Here is a 22,110-nt window from a genome sequence, read left to right on the forward strand (position 1 = left end):
CCCAGAGATCGGGGTCGGCAGCAATGCAGCACGGCAAGTACCGGTTCATCGTGGGGTTCCTCACGGTTCCCCTGGGGCTGTACGCGCTTTTCGTCATCTGGCCGTTCATCCAGTCCATCTACTACTCGTTCACGGACTGGACCGGTCTGAGCCCCGAATTCCAGATGGTCGGCTTCGACAACTACCAGAGGATGCTCGACGACGGCATCTTCTGGAAGTCGTTGCAGCACAGCCTGCTGTTCGCCCTGCTGCTACCGCTGGTGACGATCGGCCTGGCGCTGTTCTTCTCCTTCATGATCAATGTGGGTGGGCGGCGCCGCCGGGGAGGTCCGGCGATCTCCGGCGTCCGCGGCTCCTCGTTCTACAAGATCGTCTACTTCTTCCCACAGGTACTGTCGATCGCGATCGTGGCCCTGCTGTTCGCGTTCGCGTACAACCCGGACAGCGGCGCGATCAACTCCGTGCTGCGCGGGATCGGGCTCGGCAGCGTCCAGCCGCTGTGGCTGGGCGACCCGGGCCTGGCGCTGTGGTGCGTGATGGCGGTGCTGGTCTGGTCCACGGTCGGCTTCTTCGTGGTCCTGTTCTCCGCCGGCATGGCCTCCATCCCGGCGGACCTGTACGAGGCCGCGCTGCTGGACGGCGCCAGCCGGTTCACCACCTTCTTCCGGATCACCCTGCCGCTGCTGTGGGACACCGTGCAGTCCGGCTGGGTGTACATGGGCATCCTCGCCCTCGGGGCGGAGTCGTTCGCGGTCGTGGGGATCATGACGACCGGGCCGGGCGGCCCCGACTACTCGACCACCGTCATGGTCCTGTACGTGTACCAGAAGGCGTTCCGTGACGGTCAGGCCGCCTACGCCACCACGATCGGCGTCGCCCTGCTCGTCGTCACGCTGGCCTTCGCCGCCGCCGTGATGCGGCTGGGCCGGCGCGAGCGGCTGGAGTTCTGACGATGAAAACGACCGACACCCCCGCCCCCGTTCCGGCCGAGTCCGGAATCGGCCTCGCCACGGCCGGCGCGCCGGCCGAGAAGCCGGGCGGACGGAAGAAGGACGGCTCCGTCCTCAACGTCTTCTCGCACGGCATTCTGATCATCTGGGCGATCATGGTGGTCATGCCGCTGGTATGGGCGGTGATGACGTCCTTCAAGGACGACAACTCCATCTTCAGCTCGCCCTGGGCGCTGCCCGACAAACTCCACTTCGACAACTGGGCGCGGGCCTGGACCGACGCCAACATGAGCGAATACTTCCTCAACACCGTTCTGGTGGTGGGTGGTTCGCTCATCGGCACGCTGGTGCTCGGTTCGATGGCGGCGTATGTGCTGGCCCGTTTCGACTTTCCGGGCAACCGCTTCATCTACTACCTCTTCATCGGCGGTATGAGTTTCCCGATCATGCTGGCCCTGGTCCCGCTGTTCTACGTCGTGAACAACATGGGACTGCTGAACACCATTCACGGCCTGATCCTGGTCTACATCGCCTATTCGCTGCCGTTCACGGTGTTCTTCCTGACCGCGTTCTTCCGGACCCTGCCGACCTCGGTGGCGGAGGCAGCCTTCGTGGACGGGGCCTCGCACACCCGGACGTTCTTCCAGATCATGCTGCCGATGGCCAAGCCCGGCCTGATCAGCGTCGGGATCTTCAACTTCCTGGGGCAGTGGAACCAGTACATGCTGCCGACGGTGCTCAACACCGACCCGGACAAGCACGTGCTCACCCAGGGCCTGGTGCAGCTGGCCGTGAGCCAGGGCTACAAGGGCGACTGGTCCGGTCTCTTCGCCGGACTGGTGATGGCGATGCTGCCGGTGCTCGCCGCGTACATCGTCTTCCAGCGCCAGGTGGTGCAGGGGCTCACGGCGGGCGCCCTGAAGTAGCCCCCGGCGCTCCACCGCCGGCGCGCGCCGTCCCGTGCGTCCTGGCCGCTCCCGCTCGCCGCGCCCGGGCGTCCTGCGGCCCACGCGCGCCGTCCCGTGCGTCCTGCCGCTCCCGTGAGCCGCCTTCCGGTGCCCTGGCCGCCGGCCCGCCCCTCGCGTGCCGCGCTTGGGCCCGGCCGCCCGTGTACGCCGCTCTCGCCGCCCCCTCCGGGGCGTGCGGGGGCGGCTCACGCATGTCTGCACACGTACGCGTGCCACGGCTCCATCAGCGTGTCCAAGGACCCGGATACTGTTCAACCTCTTGACGGGAGGGGACCCGAACAGCTCAGCTTAGAGTTCACTAGTTGGACATGGACGGGGCCCCGCCGAAGCGGCCCCGCGCTCAGGAGGTCGTCGTGGAGACTCCAGGGTCGCAGTCGTCGCTGCACCGAGCCAACCTGGAGCGGGTCGTACGTGCCGTGCGTCTTGCCGGATCACTCACGCAGGCGGAGATCGCGCGGACCACGGGCCTGTCCGCGGCGACGGTCTCCAACATCGTGCGCGAGCTCAAGGACGGTGGAACGGTCCAGGTCACGCCCACTTCCGCAGGTGGGCGCCGGGCCCGCAGCGTGTCCCTGAGCGGGGACGCCGGCATCGTGATCGGCGTGGACTTCGGGCACACGCACCTGCGGGTGGCGATCGGCAACCTCGCCCACCAGGTGCTGGCCGAGGAGTCCGAGCCGCTGGACGTGGACGCCTCCTCGACGCAGGGCTTCGACCGGGCGGAGGAGCTGGTCAACCGCCTGATCACGGCCACGGGCGTCGACCGTTCCAAGATCGCCGGCGTGGGTGTCGGCGTACCCGGCCCGATCGACGTCGAGTCCGGCACCCTGGGCTCCACGGCCATCCTGCCGGGCTGGAGGGGCGTCAGGCCCGCCGAGGAGCTGCGGGGGCGCCTCGGCGTGCCGGTGCACGTGGACAACGACGCCAACCTGGGCGCTCTGGGCGAGCTGGTCTGGGGCAGCGGCCGGGGCGTGCGCGACCTGGCGTACATCAAGATCGCCAGCGGGGTCGGCGCGGGCCTGGTGATCAGCGGCAGGATCTACCGCGGCCCCGGCGGTACGGCGGGCGAGATCGGGCACATCACGCTCGACGAGTCCGGCCCGGTCTGCCGCTGCGGGAACCGCGGCTGCCTGGAGACCTTCACCGCCGCCGGGTACGTCCTCCCGCTGCTCCGGCCCAGTCACGGCACCGACCTGACCATGGAGGGCGTCGTACGGCTGGCGCGGGACGGCGATCCGGGCTGCCGCCGGGTGATCGCCGACGTCGGCCGCCACATCGGCAGCGGGGTCGCCAATCTCTGCAACCTGCTCAACCCCAGCCGAGTGGTGCTCGGTGGCGACCTCGCCGAGGCCGGTGAGCTGGTGCTGGGCCCGATCAGGGAGTCGGTCGGACGGTACGCCATCCCCAGTGCCGCGCGCCAACTCACCATTCTCCCCGGGGCACTTGGCGGCCGCGCCGAAGTGCTCGGGGCGCTCGCCCTGGCGCTCAACGAGATGGGCGATTCAACCCTTTTGGACGGCACGTTGCACGCGGCGACGCCTGCCTTCACTTAGAGAACGGATGGCACCGTTGCCATCTCGTTAAGGATTTACTTCTTGACGTCGCACGCGCGGCCGAGTTGACTTCCAGCCACCTCGGCCGCAACGACGCGGCCTCGTCAGGGAGGTTTGAAGAAGTGAACACGCGTATGCGTCGGGCGGCTTTCGCCGTTGCTGCTGGTGCCATGGCCGTCTCGCTCGCCGCCTGTGGCAGCGCCAAGGAGTCCGGTGGCGACTCCTCCAAGTCGGCCGGCAGCGAGAAGAAGGGCGACGACATCAAGGTCGGCCTGCTGCTGCCGGAGAACCAGACCGCTCGTTACGAGAAGTTCGACCGCCCGCTGATCGACAAGAAGGTCGCGGAGCTGACGAACAACAAGGGCAAGGTCGTCTACGCCAACGCCAAGCAGGACGCCACCCTGCAGAGCCAGCAGGTCGAGACCATGATCACCAACAAGGTGGACGTGCTGATCCTCGACGCCGTGGACGCCGCCGCCATCAAGAACTCGGTACAGAAGGCCAAGGACGCCGGCATCCCGGTCGTCGCCTACGACCGCCTGGCCCAGGGCCCGATCGACGCCTACACCTCGTTCGACAACGTGACGGTCGGCAAGACCCAGGGCGATGCGCTGCTCAAGGCGCTGGGCGGCAAGGCCAAGTCCGGCAAGATCGTCATGATGAACGGTTCCTCCACCGACCCGAACGCCGCGCAGTTCAAGCAGGGCGCCCACGAGGTGCTGGACGGCAAGGTGAACATCGGCAAGGAGTACGACACCAAGGAGTGGAAGCCGGAGAACGCCAACTCCAACATGGAGGGCGCCATCTCCGCCATCGGCAAGAAGAACATCGTCGGCGTCTACTCCGCCAACGACGGCATGGCCGGCGGCATCATCACCGCCCTGAAGGCCGCCGGCATCTCCGTCCCGGTCACCGGCCAGGACGCCGAACTCGCGGGTGTGCAGCGCATCGTCGCCGGTGAGCAGTACATGAGCGTCTACAAGCCGTACGCCCCCGAGGCCGACGCCGCCGCCGAGATGGCCGTCGCCCTGGCCCAGGGCAAGTCGCTGGACTCGATCGCCAAGGACAAGGTCGACAGCCCCACCACCAAGGGCGTCCCCTCGGTCCTGGTCGAGGTCACCTCGCTGACCAAGGACAACATCCAGGACACCGTCGTCAAGGACGGCGTCTACACCGTCGCCGAGATCTGCACCGCCCAGTACAAGGCGGCCTGCGACAAGATCGGTCTGAAGTAACCGGACCGGTCGGCGGCAACGCGACGCAAGCGCCTCCGGCGTCGGGGGAGTTCAGGCGAGTTCACCCCTGAATCCCCTGACGGGACGCGCCCCCAGGCTCCGCCGGCGCCCCGCGTGTCCAAGCCCCGCAAGCTCGTGCGGGGCGCCGGACGGAACAACCCCCAAACTTCTGCACAACCTCCCGCCGGGTCAGGCGGCGAAGGAGATGGTTCACTTGTCCGCTACGCCCGTGCTGGCGTTGCGCGGGGTCTCCAAGCGGTTCGGTGCCGTCCAGGCGCTCACCGACGTAGAGCTTGAGGTCCACGCCGGTGAGGTGGTCGCCCTGGTGGGCGACAACGGCGCCGGAAAGTCCACGCTGGTCAAGACGATCGCCGGCGTGCACCCCATCGATGAGGGCCGCATCGAGTGGGAAGGCCGCGCAGTCCAGATCAACAAGCCGCACGACGCCCAGAACCTCGGCATCGCGACCGTCTATCAGGACCTCGCGCTGTGCGACAACATCGACGTGGTCGGCAACCTCTACCTGGGCCGGGAGATCCGCCGCCGCGGCGTCCTGGACGAGGTCGAGATGGAGCGCCGCTCCCGCGAACTGCTGGACACGCTGTCGATTCGCATCCCCAGCGTCCGCATCCCGATCGCCTCGCTCTCCGGCGGCCAGCGCCAGGTCGTGGCCATTGCCCGTTCCATGCTCGGCGAGCCGAAGCTGGTCATCCTCGACGAGCCCACCGCCGCCCTCGGCGTGGAGCAGACCGCGCAGGTCCTCGACCTGGTCGAGCGGCTGCGTGAGCGCGGTCACGCGGTGATCCTCATCAGCCACAACATGGCCGACGTCAAAGCCGTCGCGGACAAGGTGGCCGTTCTGCGCCTGGGCCGCAACAACGGTGTGTTCGAGGTCAAGTCGACCTCCCAGGAAGAGATCATCTCCGCCATCACCGGCGCCACGGACAACGCCGTCACCCGCCGTGCGGCGCGCACCAATGGAGAGATCAAGAAGTGAGCATCGACAAGACCTCCACGCCCCCCGAGAGCAGCGCGCTGGAGAACACCGAGGCGGCGGCAGGCGCGGCGACCGTCGTGGACCCCCGGCTGCTGGTGCGCGAACAGGGCTTCGCGGGCTATGTCACCGAGTTCAAGCGCAAGATGAAGGCCGGTGACCTGGGCTCCGTCCCGGTCGTCCTCGGTCTCGTGGTCATCTGGATCATCTTCCAGAGCCTGAACTCCAACTTCCTGACCGCGGGCAACCTCTCCGACATCTCCGTCGCCATGGTCGGCACGGGCATGATCGCCGTCGGTATCGTGTTCGTCCTGCTGCTGGGCGAGATCGACCTGTCGGTCGGCTCGGTCTCCGGTGTCGCGGGCGCCACCTTCGCGGTGCTGAACATCACACACGGGATGAACGAGGTGCTGGCCCTGGTGCTGGCCATCCTCACCGGTACGGTGGCCGGCGCCCTCCACGGCTTCTTCTTCGCGCGTGTCGGAGTCCCCGCCTTCGCCGTGACCCTGGCCGGACTGCTGTTCTGGCAGGGCTTCATGCTCCAGATCCTCGGCAGCAACGGCACCATCAACCTCGACGACGGCATCGTCACCAAGCTCACCAGCTACTACTTCACCGACGTCGCCGCCGCCTACGGGCTCGCCGTCGTGGCCGTCGCCGGGTACTTCCTGACCGCGTTCCTGGGCAACCGCCGCCGGGAGGCCGCCGGGATCCCGTCCCGCCCGCTCAGCGACATCGTGGTGCGCACCGTGCTCCTGGCGGTCGTCTCCTTCGCCGTGGCGATCGTCTACAACCAGTACAAGGGTCTGCCCCTCGCCGTGGTGATCTTCCTCGCCGTGCTGGTGATCACCGACTTCGTGCTCCGCCGCACCGCCTACGGCCGCAAGGTCTTCGCGCTCGGCGGCAGCGTCGAGGCCTCGCGGCGGGCCGGCATCAACGTGGAACTGGTCCGGATCTCGGTCTTCGCGATCGCCGGCACCTTCGCCGCGATCGGCGGTCTCTTCGTCGCCTCGAAGATCGCATCGGCCAACCAGGGCGCGGGCACCGGCGAGTTCCTGATGAACGTCATCGCGGCGGCCGTGATCGGCGGTACGTCCCTGTTCGGCGGCCGCGGCCGCACCTGGAACGCGCTTCTCGGTGTGCTGGTCATCGTCTCGATCCAGTACGGCCTCGCCCTGGAGGGCATCGCCTCCCCGGTCCAGTACATGATCACCGGTGGCGTCCTGCTGGCAACGGTCGTCATCGACGCCGTGACCCGGAAGACGCAGAAGACGGCGGGCCGCGCGTAAGTTCGCCCGACCCAGGCTGTGCCCGGCACCCATGGCGGTGCTGGGCACAGTCGTGTCATGCCGGGCGCGACAGTGGGTACCGCCGTTCGCGTGACGTACGACCCCCGGCCCGGACACCGGCGGCCCGGGCGGAACATTAGACTCGACGAGCCCGGCAACAGCTCGATCAGCTCTACGCAAGGAGGCACGGGTGCCGCTGCTGACCCGCATCAGGGGACCGCGCGATCTGGACCGGCTCAGCCTGGAGGAGCTGGACCAGCTGGCGCAGGAGATCCGGACCTTCCTCGTCACCGAGGTCTCCAAAACCGGCGGCCACCTCGGCCCCAACCTCGGCGTGGTGGAGCTGACCATCGCCCTGCACCGGGTCTTCCAGTCGCCGAAGGACAAGGTGCTGTGGGACACCGGCCACCAGTCCTACGTGCACAAGCTGCTCACCGGCCGCCAGGACTTCTCCAGGCTGAAGATGAAGGGCGGCCTGTCCGGCTACCCCTCGCAGGCCGAGTCCGAGCACGACGTCATCGAGAACAGCCACGCCTCCACCGTGCTGGGCTGGGCAGACGGCATCGCCAAGGCCAACCAGCTGCTCGAGCGGGACAGCCACGTCGCCGCGGTCATCGGCGACGGCGCGCTGACCGGCGGCATGGCCTGGGAGGCGCTGAACAACATCGCCGACGCCAAGGACCGCCCGCTCGTCATCGTCGTCAACGACAACGAGCGCTCCTACGCGCCCACCATCGGCGGCCTCGCCAACCACCTGGCGACCCTGCGCACCACCGACGGCTACGAACGCTTCCTGACCCGCACCCGGGAGGTGCTGGAGCGGACCCCGGTCGTCGGCCGGCCGCTGTACGAGACCCTGCACGGCGCCAAGAAGGGCCTGAAGGACTTCATCGCCCCGCAGGGCATGTTCGAGGACCTGGGCCTGAAGTACGTCGGCCCCATCGACGGTCACGACATCGAGGCCCTGGAGTCGGCGCTGGCCCGCGCCAAGCGGTTCGGCGGTCCCGTCATCGTGCACTGCCTCACCGAGAAGGGCCGCGGCTACCAGCCCGCCCTCCAGGACGAGGCCGACCGCTTCCACGCCGTCGGCAAGATCCACCCCGACACCGGACTGCCGATCGCCACCTCCGGCGCCGACTGGACCTCCGTCTTCGGCGACGAGATGGTCAGGCTCGGCAAGGAGCGCAAGGACGTCGTCGCCATCACCGCGGCCATGCTCCAGCCGGTCGGCCTGGACAAGTTCGCCAAGGCCTTCCCCGACCGGGTCTACGACGTCGGCATCGCCGAGCAGCACGGCGCGGTCTCCGCGGCCGGCCTCGCCCACGCCGGCGTGCACCCCGTCTTCGCCGTCTACGCCACCTTCCTCAACCGCGCCTTCGACCAGGTCCTGATGGACGTGGCCCTGCACAAGTGCGGAGTCACCTTCGTCCTGGACCGGGCCGGTGTCACCGGCACCGACGGCGCCTCCCACAACGGCATGTGGGACATGTCGATCCTTCAGGTCGTCCCGGGTCTGCGGCTGGCCGCCCCGCGCGACGCCGACCAGGTCCGCGCCCAGCTGCGCGAGGCCGTCGAGGTCGACGACGCGCCGACCGTGGTCCGCTTCTCCAAGGGCGCCGTCGGTCCCGCCGTACCCGCGGTGGGCCGGGTCGGCGGCATGGACGTCCTGCGCGAGCCCGGCACCGACACCCCGGACGTCCTCCTCGTCTCCGTCGGCGCCCTCGCCCCGATGTGCCTGGAGGTGGCCACGCTCCTCGACAAGCAGGGCATCACCACGACCGTCGTCGACCCGCGCTGGGTCAAGCCCGTCGACGAGGCCATGGCGCCGCTCGCCGCACGACACCGCGTGGTCGTCACCGTCGAGGACAACTCCCGCGTCGGCGGCGTCGGCTCGGCGGTCTCCCAGGCCCTGCGGGACGCGGGCGTGGACGTGCCGCTGCGCGACTTCGGCATCCCGCCGCGCTTCCTCGACCACGCCTCCCGCGCCGAGGTGCTGGCGGAGATCGGCCTGACCGCGCCGGACATCGCCCGTCAGGTAACGGGCCTGGTCTCCAAGCTGGACGGCCGGTTCGAGCGGCCGGAGGCGGAGGTCGACGCGGAGGTCGACGCGGGGATCGACGCGGGGATCGACGCGGGGATCGACGCGGGGATCGACGCGGCGGTGCAGCCCGCGCGCGACTGAGCCGGCGGACCGCGCGGATGACGACACGGGCCGGTCGTGCCCCCTCTTACGGGTGGCGCAATCGGCCCGTCTGCGTGAACCTGCGAGTGCCGGGGCATACGCATCCCCAGCTCTCTCGATCATGTCGAGCCAATTCGGACCATGTCGAGGACGACAAGCAGGGGAGGTCACGCCGTGAGCAGCACGCTATTCAGGACAAAGAACGTCGAGCAGTCGATTCAGGACACCGAGGAACCCGAGCACGCGCTCAGAAAATCCCTGTCGGCCCTCGATCTGACCGTGTTCGGCGTCGGTGTCATCATCGGTACCGGCATCTTCGTCCTCACCGGTACGGCGGCCAGGAACAGCGCCGGCCCCGCCGTCTCCCTGTCCTTCGTCGTGGCCGGGGTGGTCTGCGCGCTCGCCGCGCTCTGCTACGCGGAGTTCGCCTCCACGGTCCCGGTGGCCGGCTCCGCCTACACCTTCTCCTACGCCTCGCTCGGCGAGTTCCCCGCCTGGATCATCGGCTGGGACCTGGTGCTGGAACTCGCGCTCGGCACCGCGGTGGTCGCCGTCGGATGGTCCGGTTACATCCACTCGCTGCTCGACAACGCGGGCTGGCACCTGCCCGAGTATCTCAGCGGCCGTGGCACCGCGACCGGCTTCGGCTTCGACATCCTCGCCGCCCTCCTGGTCCTGGCCCTCACCGTCATCCTCGTCCTCGGCATGAAGCTCTCCGCGCGGGTCACCTCGATCGTCGTCGCCGTCAAGGTGGCCGTGGTGCTCGTCGTGATCATCGCGGGCGCCTTCTTCATCAAGAGCGGCAACTACGACCCGTTCATCCCGAAGGCCCAGCCGGTGCCCGCGGGCGGCAACCTCAAGGCGCCGCTCATCCAGCTGATGTTCGGCTGGGCGCCCTCGAACTTCGGCGTCATGGGCATCTTCACCGCCGCGTCCGTCGTCTTCTTCGCCTTCATCGGCTTCGACGTCGTGGCCACCGCGGCCGAGGAGACCCGCAACCCCCAGCGCGACGTGCCGCGCGGCATCCTCGGTTCGCTGATCATCTGCACCGTGCTGTACGTCGCCGTGTCGATCGTCGTCACCGGGATGCAGAAGTACAGCGCGCTGTCCGTGGACGCGCCGCTCGCCGACGCGTTCAAGGCCACCGGGCATCCGTGGTACGCGGGGCTGATCAGCTTCGGCGCGGCCGTCGGCCTGACCACGGTGTGCATGATCCTGCTCCTGGGCCAGGCCCGGGTCTTCTTCGCGATGAGCCGGGACGGGCTGCTGCCCCGGTTCTTCTCGCACACCCACCCGCGGTTCCGCACCCCGTACCGGCCGACCATCCTGCTCGGCGTGGTCATCGCCGTCGTCGCCGGCTTCACCAGTCTGAGCGAACTCGCCGAACTCGTGAACATCGGCACCCTGTTCGCGTTCGTGGTCGTCGCGATCAGCGTGATCATCCTGCGCAACACCCGGCCCGACCTGCCCCGCGCCTTCCGCACCCCCTGGGTCCCGGTGATCCCCGTCCTCTCCGTCTGCGCCTCCCTCTGGCTGATGGTCAACCTCCCCGCCGAGACCTGGCTCCGCTTCGCCATCTGGATGGTCATCGGCTTCGTCGTGTACTTCCTCTACGGCCGCACGCACAGCAGGCTCGGCGAGCGCCAGGCCCGGCCGCGACCCCAGGGAGAGGGGCAGGGCCAGGGCTAGGGCCTCTCGTTTGATCATGCCGGGCTCGCGGGCCTTTGATCCGGCCTGATCCGAACGAAAGACCCTGGGCGTGGTGGTCCAGGGCCCCTGGGCGATCGGCGATCGCTCCGGTCGGTAATGTGCGGGGGGAGAACGGGGACGGACGGGCCACCCCGGCGGAAGTGGGCCGGAGAGGTGCACGTGACGACGACCCTGATCGCCGAGGTGGCGCTGGTCACGACGCTGGCGTCGTTCGCGCAGGCACTGAGCGGCTTCGGGTTCGCGCTGGTGGCGGTGCCGCTGCTGACCCTGCTGACCAGCCCTCAGAACGCCATCGTCGTGGTCACAGCGCTGGGCGGGGTCCTCTCGCTGGCGGTCTGCGTCCACCAGAGGGAGCACGTCAGTGTGCGCACCGCGGGGCTGGTGAGCGGAGCGGGACTTGTGGGCATGCCGCTCGGGCTGCTCGCGGTGACGTTGCTCGGCGCCCGCGCGCTGTCGGCCCTCATCGCCTGTGTGGTGCTGCTGTTCGCCGTCCTGATCGGCCGCGGCCTGACCTTCCGGCGCGGGACGGGCCCCACCATCGCGTCGGGTTTCGCCAGCGGGGCGCTGCTGACCGCGACCGGTATGAACGGACCGCCGCTGGTCGCCACCTTCCAGGCCATGGGACTGGCGCCCCGGGAGTTCCGGGCCACGCTCCAGGCCACGTTCTGCGTCCAGGACGCCCTGGCCCTCGCCGGTTTCCTCGCCGTCGGCCGGCTGACCACGGACAGCCTGCTGCTGACCGGCGCCGGTCTTCCCGGCCTGCTGGTGGGCTGGTGGCTCGGCGACCGCCTCTTCGCCCGCACGCATCCCACCCGCTTCAAACGGATCGTCCTGGGCGTCCTGGTGGCCAGCGCCTGTGTAGCGCTGTACCAGGCCACACTGAACTGAGGCAGCCCGGCCGCGGCTTTCAGTCCTGGCCGAGTCCGAGATCAACGCCCCTGTCCGGAGGCGTCCCGGTCGCCGGAGCCGGGCCGGAGCCGGAACTGGGTCCCGGGCTGGAGCCGGACTCGGAGCCGCAGCCAGGACCGGACTTGGACTCGAACCGGCTCCGGGCCGGAGGCATCCTGGTCGCCGGAGCCGGAGCCGGAGCCGGAGCCGGAGCCGGAGCCGGAGCCGGAGCCGGAGCCGGAGCCGGAGCCGGAGTCGGAGCCGGAGCCGGAGTTTGAGACGGAGTTGGAACCGGAGCTCGTGCCGGGTGCGGGGCTGTCGCCGGGCTCGGAGCGGAGCCGGGCTCGGAGCGTAGCCGGAGTTTGAGACGGAGTTGGAACCGGAGCTCGTGCCGGGTGCGGGGCTGTCGCCGGGCTCGGAGTCGGAGCCGGAGTTTGAGACGGAGTTGGAACCGGAGCTCGTGCCGGGTGCGGGGCTGTCGCCGGACTAGGAGCCGGAGCCAAACTCGGAACCGGAGCCAAACTCGGAACCGGGTCCCGAGACGGGGCCATACACAGTGCGTGGGCCCACGGTGGTGGCGCCTGTTGCGGTGACCCGTTGGCGCAGTTCGCGGTCGGCGGTGACGACCACCCGGATCCGGTCCACCGCGGCGGCGGCCAGCCGGACGATGTGGTCGTCGCCGCTGCCGGAGGCCTCCTCGACCCGTACGCCGGGCACGGACGGTACCCCCCGCGCGGCGCCCTCCAGGACCAGCACGATCTCCAGCGGACCCGGTACGCCGGGGACGCCTCCCGCGACGTACCCGGCGAGCCGGTCACGCAGGCGTTCGGCGGCGCCCCGCCGGTCGCGCCACCACCCGTCCGGGACGGAGCCGACGACGTTGGCCCCGTCGACGATCAGCAGGGCGGGGGCACGGCCCGGGTCGTGCTCCGGGGCGGGCGGCGGGGGCGGCATCCGGGGTCCTTCCGGTCGGAATCAGACGCGGGCCCAGTCCGCGGTGAGCCGCGTCCGGAGCAGCCGGCCGGCCCGCGTCGCCGAGGCCGGAGCCGGCGCACTGCCGCCGCGAACCGGCCCACGCATGGGCGAGACCCCCAGCGGGCCCGGAAGTCGTGGCCCCGGAAGGCGTCGGCCAACCCTGGCCCTTCGCGAGCGGCTTGCTCTCGTGCTGTGCAACGATATCCGCGCGCCGGGAGGGCAGGCAGGGGCCAGGCGGGGCCGCTCCGATGACCCGTGGGTCCGGGACCGAGGTGAGGAGAGCGGAGCGGCCTGGACGCCCACCTCTCTCCGGGGGACGCCGGCCCCGTTGGCAGGGTCAGCCGCCCGTCGCCGGGGACTTCTTGGCGGACTCGGGGATGGGGGAGTCGTTGCGGAGCGCCTTCCACAGTTCGGTCGCCTGGGGCTCCGCGGCCACGACGCGGTTGGGGTCGACCTTGTCGTACCTCACCGGCAGCATGATCGTCTCCATGCTGGAGGGGTCGACTCCGTTCAGGCTGCGCCCGAACTCCGCCAGCTTGGTGAGAGAGGCGAGTTCGGAGTCGGTGGTGAGGGCCGCGGTCAGCTTGTCGGCGATCTTGTACGTCTTGGTGGGGCTGCCCAGGAGGTCCTGCTTCTTGATCTCGCTCAGCAGGGCCAGCATGAACTGCTGCTGGAGGCTGATGCGTCCGAGGTCGCTGCCGTCGCCGACGCCGTGCCGGGTGCGGACGAACTGCAGGGACTGGGTGCCGTCCAGGCGGTGGGTGCCGGCGGTCAGGTCCAGGCCGCTGGACTTGTCGTGGATGTCCTGGTCCACGGTGACGGTGACCCCGCCTATCGCGTCCACCAGCCCCTTGAAGCCGGCGAAGTCGATCTCCATGTAGTGGTCCATGCGGATGCCGGACATCTGCTCCACGGTCCTCACCACACAGGCCGGGCCGACCTGTCCGTAGACGGAGTTGAACATCACGCGCTTCGCCGACGCCACCGTGGTGCCGTCGGACTTCGTGCACTCGGGCCGGGTCACCAGGGTGTCGCGGGGAATGCTGATGGCGACGGCCTCGGTGCGGCCCTCGGGTATGTGCATCACCAGCGCGGTGTCGGAGCGGGCGCCGGAGACGTGGCCGGCGTCCAGCCCGGCGTTGTCACCGGCGCGCGAGTCCGAGCCGAGGACAAGGATGTTCTGCCCGGAGGTGGGCAGTTTCTCCGGACGGTCCTTGCCGATCGCGTCGTTGATGTCGACACCCTTGATGTTGTCGTCGAGGTCGCTGTAGAGCCAGTAGGCCGTACCGCCGAGTGCGAGGACGAGGGCGAGCAGGGAGAGGAGCACGATCCGGCCGGTACGGCGCTTCTTCTTCTGAGCTCTGCGGTTGCCGCGCTTGTCGGGCGGGGAGTGATGGGCAGGCGGCACAGGGGTGCTCAGGTCGTGGCTCACGGCGGGATCCTCGCAACTCGTGCCCAGAGGGCAAGGGCAGCAGGCCGCTCCCGTGAGGGGCCGGGTCGGTGCTGCTCGTCTGACACTTGGTTGGCATTGAACTATAGACGTGTACTCGAGCACTCGTATGAGTGATGTGCCCGGTTGTTCGCCCTGGGCAGGAAGGCGAACCGCCCCGTCCCACGAGGCTCCGTCCGTTCCTGAATCCGTTGCGGAGGTCGTGATCTGAGGCTCGTGCGGCTCCGACGGAGCAGCGGGACGCTTGTTCGGAAGTGCTTATGATGTGGCGAATTCTGGAGTCATCTGTGGGCACCGGGCCTGGGGTGGGAAGGGACGGCACACATGCGCGGCAGAGGTGCGCAGGCGGTGGACCGGCGGTCCCGAGCCGGTGTCGAGGCCGAGGTGCGGCCCCAGCGGGCGTCCGTGACGGCGGTGGCCACGGGGTCGTGGCTGCTGCGCGGGAACGACGACCGCCTCGCCGTGTACGCGCTCGTCGAAGGCGGTGTGCACCGCTGGACGGAGACCGCGGTCGGCAGCGGGCGCTGGAGCAGGCCGTACTTCTTCCCCGCTGACGGGCTGACCGGTCTCGCCGTCGCCCAAGGGGCCAATCGCTACGCGCACTTCCTCGGGCGCAGGGAGAAGCGGCCGGGCGGGGCCGCGCCCCCGAAGGTCGACCTGCTCTACGCCGTGCAGTACCAGTCGGGTCGGACGCTGGGGGAGTGGCGTTCCCTGGGTAACCCGTACCGCGACCCGAAGGATGCCGCGACACTCGGCGTGCCGACAGCCGCCGTCGACGGACAGGGCACGGTCCACGTCTTCGTCTCCGGCGGCCCCGGCGGGGTCATGCTCCGGCGCGAGTCCAAGAGCGGGGCGTGGGAGGCCTGGAAGGACCTGCGCGGCGGTGCGGTCGCGGGCGGGCTGACCGCCGCGGCGAACTCCGCCGGCCTGGTGGAACTCCTCGCGCCGGGGAACCGGTCGGTCATGCGCTGGGTGCAGACGGAGCCCGGAGCGGTCCTGCGCCGGGCGCAGGACCTGATGCCCGCTCCGGTACCCGGCTCGGCCGCGCTCCTCGAGACCGCTCCCGGGGTGTTCACCGCGTACTGGTCCGAGCAGAGCGGGACAGGTGTCTACGTGCAGCGGCCCGGCGAGTGGGCCTTCCCCGCGGGCGGGGCCCCGGGAGAGGGGCCCCACGCCACGCTCCGTGCCACCGTCGACGGCTACGACTGCACGCTCCTGGCCCATCAGGGGCGTACGGGAACAGCCGTGCTCGGCGTCTGCGGCACCGGTGGGGAGTCCGGCGGACTGTGGTGGACCGACACGGGGGTGACCTGTATCGGCACTCCGGCGCTGGCGCTTGACGGGCTGGGCCGGGTCGCCATGGCGACGGTCGCCGCGGACGGCACTGTCCTGGTGAATCGGCAGCGGCCGGAACCCGGGCTCACCCTGTCCGACTGGGACCGCCTGCCGGGCAACTGAGCCGGCCCGCATCGCCACAGGTCGACGAAGCCTGACGACTTACGGCGCGTCAATACACCGAATCCTGTTGGAAGTCCAGAGCGAAAAAGGTTGTACCACTCATCGGTGATGATTGTCACGTGTCGCAATCTGTCCACGAGCTGTCTCGACCTGGACTTTTAGGAAATCATTATGTGAAAGTTTGACGGATTGCCGGTGTGTGGTGATCGCAGTGAGATCGGGGCGACGAGCCCCCTACGTCTGGTAACGCGAGCTTCTTCTCCAGGGACCACGCAGCGAGGTGTGCGACATCCTTGGAAGGCAGAGCTGCTGGGTATGGATGGTGGATGCCTCGTGGGTGGCTCGGACAACCCTGAAGCCGGAGCGCTGATTTCGGCGTACCGGTCCGCGGTCCCGGCCGGCGCGAGGCAGCGCATCGTCCGCGGGGTGCCGACCCCGGTCCGCAAGGCCGTGAAGTCCTCGCTCGCCGCCGCCGACTCCATGCGCTCCGCCACGGTGGTCTGGGCGATGGGGGGCAAGCGGAAGGCGCCCCGGCACAGTTCCGCCTACAGCCAGCGGGTCGTCCGCGTCGGCCGCCGCCACATGCGTGCGCTGATGGTCGAGGGGGCGACGGCCTGGGCGGCCTGCGCCCGCAACCTGAACATCGTCGTCTCCGTTCTGGAGGCGGCGGGCATCGACTACTTCTGCGTGCGGGGCACGAGCAGCGGACTGCCCGCTGTCGCCGTCCCCGCCGTATCCCGTCCGCTGGTCGAGGAGCTGCTCCAGCTGGCCTTCGCGCAGGCCCCGGGCTATGTGGGGCCGGCCGGCGGCAACGAGGCCCGCATGGAGCCCGGCGACGAGGAGCGGTCGTGGCGGCAGCTGCGCAAGCACAAGGTGCTGCGGGTCGCCTGGTACGTGTGCGACCCGACCCAGCAACTGGTCTTCGGCGCGGCCTCCGGATGCGATCTCGAGGTGTGGACGGAGCGGGACGGGGAGCTACGGGCTCCGCGTCCCAACCGGGTCATCGACGCGGTTCCGGCGAGCGCTCCGCGCAAGTCGGCGCCGCAGAGTCTCTTCAGCCCCATACCTCCCGCGTACCACACGGGGGACGCCAGGACGCTGGCCGAGTTCGCCGTGCCGCTCCCCGAGGACCACCGGTTCCCCATCGACGTCGTCTACACCTGGGTCGACGACTCGGACCCGGTCTGGCGGGCGTCGCGCGACGGCGTGCGCCAGTGGTTCTCCGCGGACGGGCTGCACGAGCAGGCGGCGAACGACTCGCGGTACACCAGCCGTGACGAACTGCGTTACTCGCTGCGGTCGCTCCACCAGAACGCGCCCTGGGTGCGCAACATCCACCTCGTGACGGCCGGCCAGGTCCCGTCCTGGCTCCGTGCGCAGCACGCGAACCTCCGGGTGGTGGACCACCGGGAGATCTTCTCCGACGCCGCCGCTCTGCCGACGTTCAACTCGCATGCCATCGAGAGCCAGCTGCACCATATTCCGGGACTCTCGGAGTGTTTCCTCTATTTGAACGACGACGTGTTCTTCGGCCGACCGGTGACGCCTGGGCATTTCTTCCACCCGAACGGCATCACCAAGTTCTTCACCTCGCCCGCGCTGATACCGGGCGGCGTCGTCTCCCCGACCGACCTCCCGGTCAACGCCGCGGGGAAGAACAGCCGTTGGCTCATTGCGCAGAAATTCGGTACCGCCATTTCCCAGAAGATGAAGCACACTCCGCACGCGCTCCGCAGGAGTGTGCTGCAGGAGATCGAGGAGACCTTCGCGGAGCAGCACGCCGCCACCCAGCATTCGCGTTTCCGTTCTCCTGGGGACGTGCCGATCGCCTCGTCGCTGCACCACTATTTCGCGTACCACTCCGCCCGGGCCACGGTGGGGGACATCCAGTACCGGTACATCGACCTCTCGGCCGATCTGGCCGAGCGGCGCCTGAACACACTCCTCGCCAACCGCAACATGGACACGTTCTGCCTCAACGACACGGTGGAGTCGGCCGACCCGGTAGCGCAGCGGGACATGCTTGTGCGTTTTCTCGAGGCGTATTTTCCGGTGCCCAGCCCTTATGAAGTGGCGGAAAGCGAGAATGTCCTCGAGCGGCGTGCCGATCCGGGGAGGAGTATCAATGCCGCCGACCGATGACATTCCCTTCCCCGTCGCGCCGCCTGCGAGTGAGTTCCGCCGCACATGAATTCCTATGACGTCACGCTGGTCGTGCCGGTCTACAACGTGGAGCAGTACCTCCAGGAGTGCCTGGATTCCATCGAGGCGCAGACGGTGTTCGAGCGCTGCGAGGTCATACTCGTCGACAACGGCAGTACGGACGGCTCCTACCGGCTCTGCGCGGAGTTCGCCCGCCGGCACGCCAACACCACGGTGCTGGTGCGACACGGCGGCGGCGCCGGAGCGGCCCGCAACCTCGGCATGGACCGGGCGGCCAGTCCGCGTATCACGTTCTGCGACTCCGACGACGTGCTCCCGCCCACCGCGCTCGAACGCATGCTGGACGCCTCCCTGGCGACCGGTGCCCAGGTCGTGGTGGGCGCGATGGAGACGTTCCCCAAGCCGACCAACTGGGCCTGGAAGGACCACTTCGGAAAGGGCGACCGGACGTTCGCCAGCCTTGCCGAGATACCCGAACTGGTGCACAGCGCAAGCGCCTGCAACAAGCTCTTCGACCTTTCCTACCTGCGCTCCCATGGCATCCGCTTCGCGGAAGGCGTCCACTTCGAGGACGCCTATGTCGGCGTCTGCGCGCTCGTTCTCGCGACCCGGCTCGCCCTGGTCGACGCGTGTGTCTACCAGTACCGCAAGCGCGCCGCGGGGAACTCGACCATGGACGCGATCTGGACGCGGCGGCAGAACTACTGGGACCACCTCCAGCTCGTGGAGTACCTGCACCGGCTGGGCGCGGGCCTCCCGGATTCCTCGCGAGCCGTGCTCGACCTCTTCCTGGTACGGAGCTACCAGGGCTTCGCGCTCCGGGCACCCGACCTCTTCCAGGGGGCGGAGCTGGAGGAGATCTACTCGCGGTGCCGCGCGGTCTACTGGGACGTCTCGCCCGACGTGGTCGTCAGGGCCACCGCCGATGCGCGCCATCGCGTGGCCTATCTCGCCTTCATCACCGGGGACTTCGGCCTCTTCGCGGACCGGGCGGCCAGACTGCACGGGCTCTCCGTGCGCGACGGCCGCCCGTACCTCACCGGCGTACTGCCGGACCGGCTGTCCCCGTTGGCGCAGGCCACGCCCTTCACGGCCCATCTGGAGCACGTCCGCCAGGTGCCGGGAACCGGGACGCTGCGGCTCTCCGGACGGTTCGAGGTCTGCGGCATGCCCATGGTCCGGCCCCTGGCGGGGCACCTCGGCCTGCGCGTCCGGGGAAGCCGCCTCAGCATCCCCGCCACGCAGGTCCGCCGGCGGGACATGAGGAACACGCGGCCCGACACGGAGTGGGGCGGCTTCACTGCCGACCTGCCCCTCGACGCCCTGCGGCAGGGTGTCCACGACCTCGAATTCGTCCTCGACACCGAGGGCGGCCAGGCGGTCACCCCGTGCCTGGTCGCCGCGGGCTACCTGCGCGGGGCGCGCGTCATCGAGCACGGCGGGACAAGGGTGGTGCCGCACTGGAAGGGGAAGAACCGGGCGATCCTGATGGTCTCCGGCACGGCGCGCCCGTTCGGCTGGCGCGGCAGCCTCCTCGTCAAGGACGCCAAGCACGTGCTGCGCCGTCGGCCGTTCTGGAAGCAGCGCCTGGTACGCCTGTTCACGAAGCCGCTGAAGCCGTTGTTCCTCGGCCGGGACATCTGGCTGTTCGGTGAGCGGGGCGACACCGCGCAGGACAACAGCTGGCACCTGTTCCGGCACGTGCGCACCGCCAGGAAGCGGCGCGGGGCGTACTACGTCATCCGGGCCGGCAGCCCCGACCGAGCCCACCTGGCGGGGCTCGGGCACGTCGTCGCGCACAGCTCCTGGAAGCACAAGCTGCTGATGCTGCACGCGTCCGCGCTGGTCAACGCCTATGACATCGACACCTACATGCTGCCCGACGGCTGGGACCGGACCCGCTACCTCAAGCATCTGAACTGGCGTGTGGGCGCCCGCCGGGTCTTCCTCCAGCACGGTGTGACGGACAAGGACGTCAGCAAGGGCCTGCACCGCAACCGCACGGGCGTCGACCTCATCCTCGCGGTGAGCCGGCACGAGGGGCGGTTCCTGTCGGAGGAACTCGGCTACGAGGGACAGGTGGAGGTCATCGGCTTCCCCCGCTTCGACGCGCTGGTCCCCGGCCGCGGCGGGCGCACCATCCTGTTCATGCCGACGTGGCGCGCCTATCTGACCGTCGCCTCGTACAGCCGTGACGGCGGCGGACGCGAGGCGCGGCAGGCGGTGCGCGACCGGTTCCTCGCCTCCCGCTACCGGGAATTCATGGTCCGCTTCCTGAACGACCCGGATCTGCTGGCTGCCTTGGACCGGTACGACTACACACTGGAATTCCTGCCGCACTACGAGATGCGCGCGATGGTCGGGGAGATGGTGCCGGACCAGGACCGGGTCCGGATCATCGACCAGAACGAGGTCGGTGTGCAGGAGGCCATGCGGCGCTGCGATCTCTTCATCACGGATTGGTCGTCCACCGCCTTCGACGTCGCTTACCTCGGAACTCCCTTGGTCTACGCGCAGTTCGATGCCGAGGAGTACTGGGACGGGCATTACCAGAAGGGCTACTTCGACGCCCGCCGGGATGGATTCGGGCCGGTCGGTGAAACCGTCGAAGAAGTCGTGGGTGAAGTGGTCCGCTACATGCGGGGAGGGTGTGTCAGGGAGTCTGAGTATCTGCGGCGGGTGGAAAAGTTCTTCGAGCACCGGGACCGGCAGAACAATGTGAGGGTGTCCGAAGCGATCGATCGCCTCGTTCGGGGGTTGAATCATTGATGTGGTGTGCCAGGAGGAAGTATGTCCCAAGCCAATCGTGACGTGACGGTCGTCGTGCCGTTCCGCGACGTCCAGAACTTCTTCGCCGAATTTCTGCAATCGGTGGCCGCACAGACGGCTTTCGCGCGTGCCCATGTGATTCTCGTCGACAACGGCAGCAGTGATCAGTCGGTGGCGATCGCGAGTGAATTCGCCGACCGGCACCCCAACGTCGACCTGGTCTCGCAGCCTCAGGGCCGGGCCGGCGACGCGCGCAACATGGGCATGGACATGGCCGCGACGCCGTACATCGTCTTCTGGGACGCCGACGACATCGTGCCCGAGCGATCCCTGGAAGTGCTGCGGAACACCATCGTCAAAACCAGGGCCACGGTCGTCGTGGGCCGCGAGAAGCATGTCCCGAAGCCGGTCAAGGCGCCGTGGCACAAGTACTTCGGCAAGAACGTCAAGACGGTGGGCAGCGTCGTCGACATCCCCGACCTGATCCACTCGGCCTCCTGCTGGAACAAGATCTTCGACCTCGACCTGCTGCGCTCCCAGGGCATCCGGTTCGCTACCGGCACCGCCTTCGAGGACGCCTATGTCTCGCTGCCCGCGCTGCTGCTGTCGGAGCGCATCGCGCTGGTCGACGCTCTCGTCTACGAGTACCGCAGGCGTGGCGACGGCACCTCGGTCATGGACACCATTTGGGACCTCCCGCAGAACTATGCCGACCAGCTGGTGATGCTGGAGTACCTCGCGGGCATGCGTCAGGGACTCACGCCGTACCAGCAGGAGACGCTGGAGCGTTTCCTCGTCCGCAGCATGCAGGGCTTCCTGTTGAGGGCGCCGCAGATCTTCGGCGAATCCGACTGCCGGCAGCTCTTCGAGCGCTGCCGCACGCTCTACTGGGGGATCACCTCGGAGCAGTTCGCCCGCAGCACGCACGACACCAGGCACCGCATTCCCTATCTCGCGCTGCACTTCGGGGACTTCGACCTCTTCTACCGTCCGGCTTCCGTCCTCGGCTCCGTCTTCGGCCGGGAAGGGGACCTCTACGTCGACTACCCGGGGACGTCCTGGGGGCTGCCGCTCACCAAGGTCACGTCCGTTCCGGCCCGGATCGAGGGCGTCTCCGCCGGCGAGGGCGGGACGGCGGTGGTCCACGGCAGCTTCTCGGTCAACGGGATCCCCGACGAACTGCTGGCCAAGCTCGAACTGCAGGTCTGGTTCGAACGGAGCGGCAAGACCCTTCCGGCGGTGAACCACGGGCAGGCACACGACCGGCCGGGCCAGGCGGGAGCCGTCTTCAGCGTCACCGTCGACCCCCGGGAGTTCCCGGCCGGCTCCTTCCCCGTGCGTCTGGTGCTGTGCACCCGGGGCAGGGACGTCTCGCGCCCCTGCGCTGTCTCCCCGGCCCTGGCCCAGCAAGCGCCCGTCAACGGGTTCCAGGGCCCCGCGCGCATCACCGCCGACGGCGGGAACGCCCAACTCGTCATCGAGTCCTCCCCGCACTGATCAGGATCCGCTCCAGAAATGGGGTATTC

The 22,110-nt window shown here is 69.1% G+C and carries 15 protein-coding genes; 13 read left to right on the plus strand and 2 right to left on the minus strand.

All coding sequences use genetic code 11. The annotated features are described in order from the left end of the window. Positions 1-23 precede the first annotated feature (23 nt). The 9 genes from ACFY4A_RS04605 (at position 24) to ACFY4A_RS04645 (ending at position 11,769) form a co-directional block, all read left to right on the plus strand. The gene (locus ACFY4A_RS04605; RefSeq protein WP_390827897.1) at positions 24-950 is read left to right on the plus strand and encodes a carbohydrate ABC transporter permease; all 927 of its coding nucleotides are present in this window, start codon (positions 24-26) and stop codon (positions 948-950) included. Positions 951-952: 2 nt separating this feature from the next. After that, positions 953-1,876: a carbohydrate ABC transporter permease gene (locus tag ACFY4A_RS04610; protein ID WP_390827898.1), complete on the plus strand. Its 924-nt coding sequence runs from the start codon at positions 953-955 to the stop codon at positions 1,874-1,876. A 395-nt stretch (positions 1,877-2,271) separates the two neighbouring features. Continuing rightward, positions 2,272-3,471: an ROK family protein gene (locus ACFY4A_RS04615; RefSeq protein WP_390827899.1), complete on the plus strand. Its 1,200-nt coding sequence runs from the start codon at positions 2,272-2,274 to the stop codon at positions 3,469-3,471. Between the two features lie 134 nt (positions 3,472-3,605). Next, on the plus strand, positions 3,606-4,706 hold the full coding sequence (locus tag ACFY4A_RS04620; RefSeq protein ID WP_390827900.1) for a substrate-binding domain-containing protein: 1,101 nt from the start codon (positions 3,606-3,608) through the stop codon (positions 4,704-4,706). Between the two features lie 205 nt (positions 4,707-4,911). Further along, positions 4,912-5,703 (plus strand): ATP-binding cassette domain-containing protein, encoded by a 792-nt coding sequence (locus ACFY4A_RS04625; protein WP_390827901.1) that lies wholly within the window; start codon positions 4,912-4,914, stop codon positions 5,701-5,703. Continuing rightward, the gene (locus ACFY4A_RS04630; protein ID WP_390827902.1) at positions 5,700-6,989 is read left to right on the plus strand and encodes a sugar ABC transporter permease; all 1,290 of its coding nucleotides are present in this window, start codon (positions 5,700-5,702) and stop codon (positions 6,987-6,989) included. The genes ACFY4A_RS04625 and ACFY4A_RS04630 overlap by 4 nt, the downstream gene beginning before the upstream one ends. Before the next feature lie 190 nt (positions 6,990-7,179). Next, complete coding sequence (gene dxs, locus ACFY4A_RS04635; protein WP_390827903.1) at positions 7,180-9,171, plus strand: 1-deoxy-D-xylulose-5-phosphate synthase; 1,992 nt, start codon at positions 7,180-7,182, stop codon at positions 9,169-9,171. Positions 9,172-9,345: 174 nt separating this feature from the next. Beyond that, positions 9,346-10,860 carry an amino acid permease gene (locus ACFY4A_RS04640; RefSeq protein ID WP_390827904.1) on the plus strand — a complete coding sequence of 505 codons (1,515 nt, stop codon included), beginning with the start codon at positions 9,346-9,348 and terminating at the stop codon, positions 10,858-10,860. Between the two features lie 180 nt (positions 10,861-11,040). Beyond that, positions 11,041-11,769: a sulfite exporter TauE/SafE family protein gene (locus ACFY4A_RS04645; protein ID WP_390827905.1), complete on the plus strand. Its 729-nt coding sequence runs from the start codon at positions 11,041-11,043 to the stop codon at positions 11,767-11,769. 486 nt (positions 11,770-12,255) lie between these two features. Here ACFY4A_RS04645 and ACFY4A_RS04650 read toward each other — a convergent pair whose 3' ends face one another. Together ACFY4A_RS04650 and ACFY4A_RS04655 are read right to left on the minus strand one after the other, a co-directional pair. Continuing rightward, positions 12,256-12,723, minus strand: a complete 468-nt coding sequence (locus ACFY4A_RS04650; RefSeq protein ID WP_390827906.1) for an NTP pyrophosphohydrolase — start codon at positions 12,721-12,723, stop codon at positions 12,256-12,258. A 358-nt stretch (positions 12,724-13,081) separates the two neighbouring features. Further along, entirely contained in the window at positions 13,082-14,176 is a 1,095-nt protein-coding gene (locus tag ACFY4A_RS04655; protein WP_390827907.1) for an LCP family protein, read from the minus strand. 342 nt (positions 14,177-14,518) lie between these two features. Between ACFY4A_RS04655 and ACFY4A_RS04660 the strand changes: the two genes are divergently transcribed. The 4 genes from ACFY4A_RS04660 (at position 14,519) to ACFY4A_RS04675 (ending at position 22,081) form a co-directional block, all read left to right on the plus strand. Further along, positions 14,519-15,652, plus strand: a complete 1,134-nt coding sequence (locus ACFY4A_RS04660; RefSeq protein WP_390827908.1) for a hypothetical protein — start codon at positions 14,519-14,521, stop codon at positions 15,650-15,652. A gap of 315 nt (positions 15,653-15,967) precedes the next feature. Beyond that, a complete protein-coding gene (locus tag ACFY4A_RS04665; RefSeq protein ID WP_390827909.1) occupies positions 15,968-17,794 on the plus strand; it encodes a stealth family protein in 1,827 nt (608 codons plus the stop codon). 45 nt (positions 17,795-17,839) lie between these two features. After that, entirely contained in the window at positions 17,840-20,584 is a 2,745-nt protein-coding gene (locus ACFY4A_RS04670; protein ID WP_390827910.1) for a glycosyltransferase, read from the plus strand. A gap of 21 nt (positions 20,585-20,605) precedes the next feature. Continuing rightward, positions 20,606-22,081: a glycosyltransferase family 2 protein gene (locus tag ACFY4A_RS04675; protein WP_390827911.1), complete on the plus strand. Its 1,476-nt coding sequence runs from the start codon at positions 20,606-20,608 to the stop codon at positions 22,079-22,081. Positions 22,082-22,110 lie beyond the last annotated feature (29 nt).

The organism is Streptomyces sp. NPDC001292 (genome assembly GCF_042896465.1).
In the GTDB taxonomy this organism is placed as follows: Bacteria; Actinomycetota; Actinomycetes; order Streptomycetales; family Streptomycetaceae; genus Streptomyces.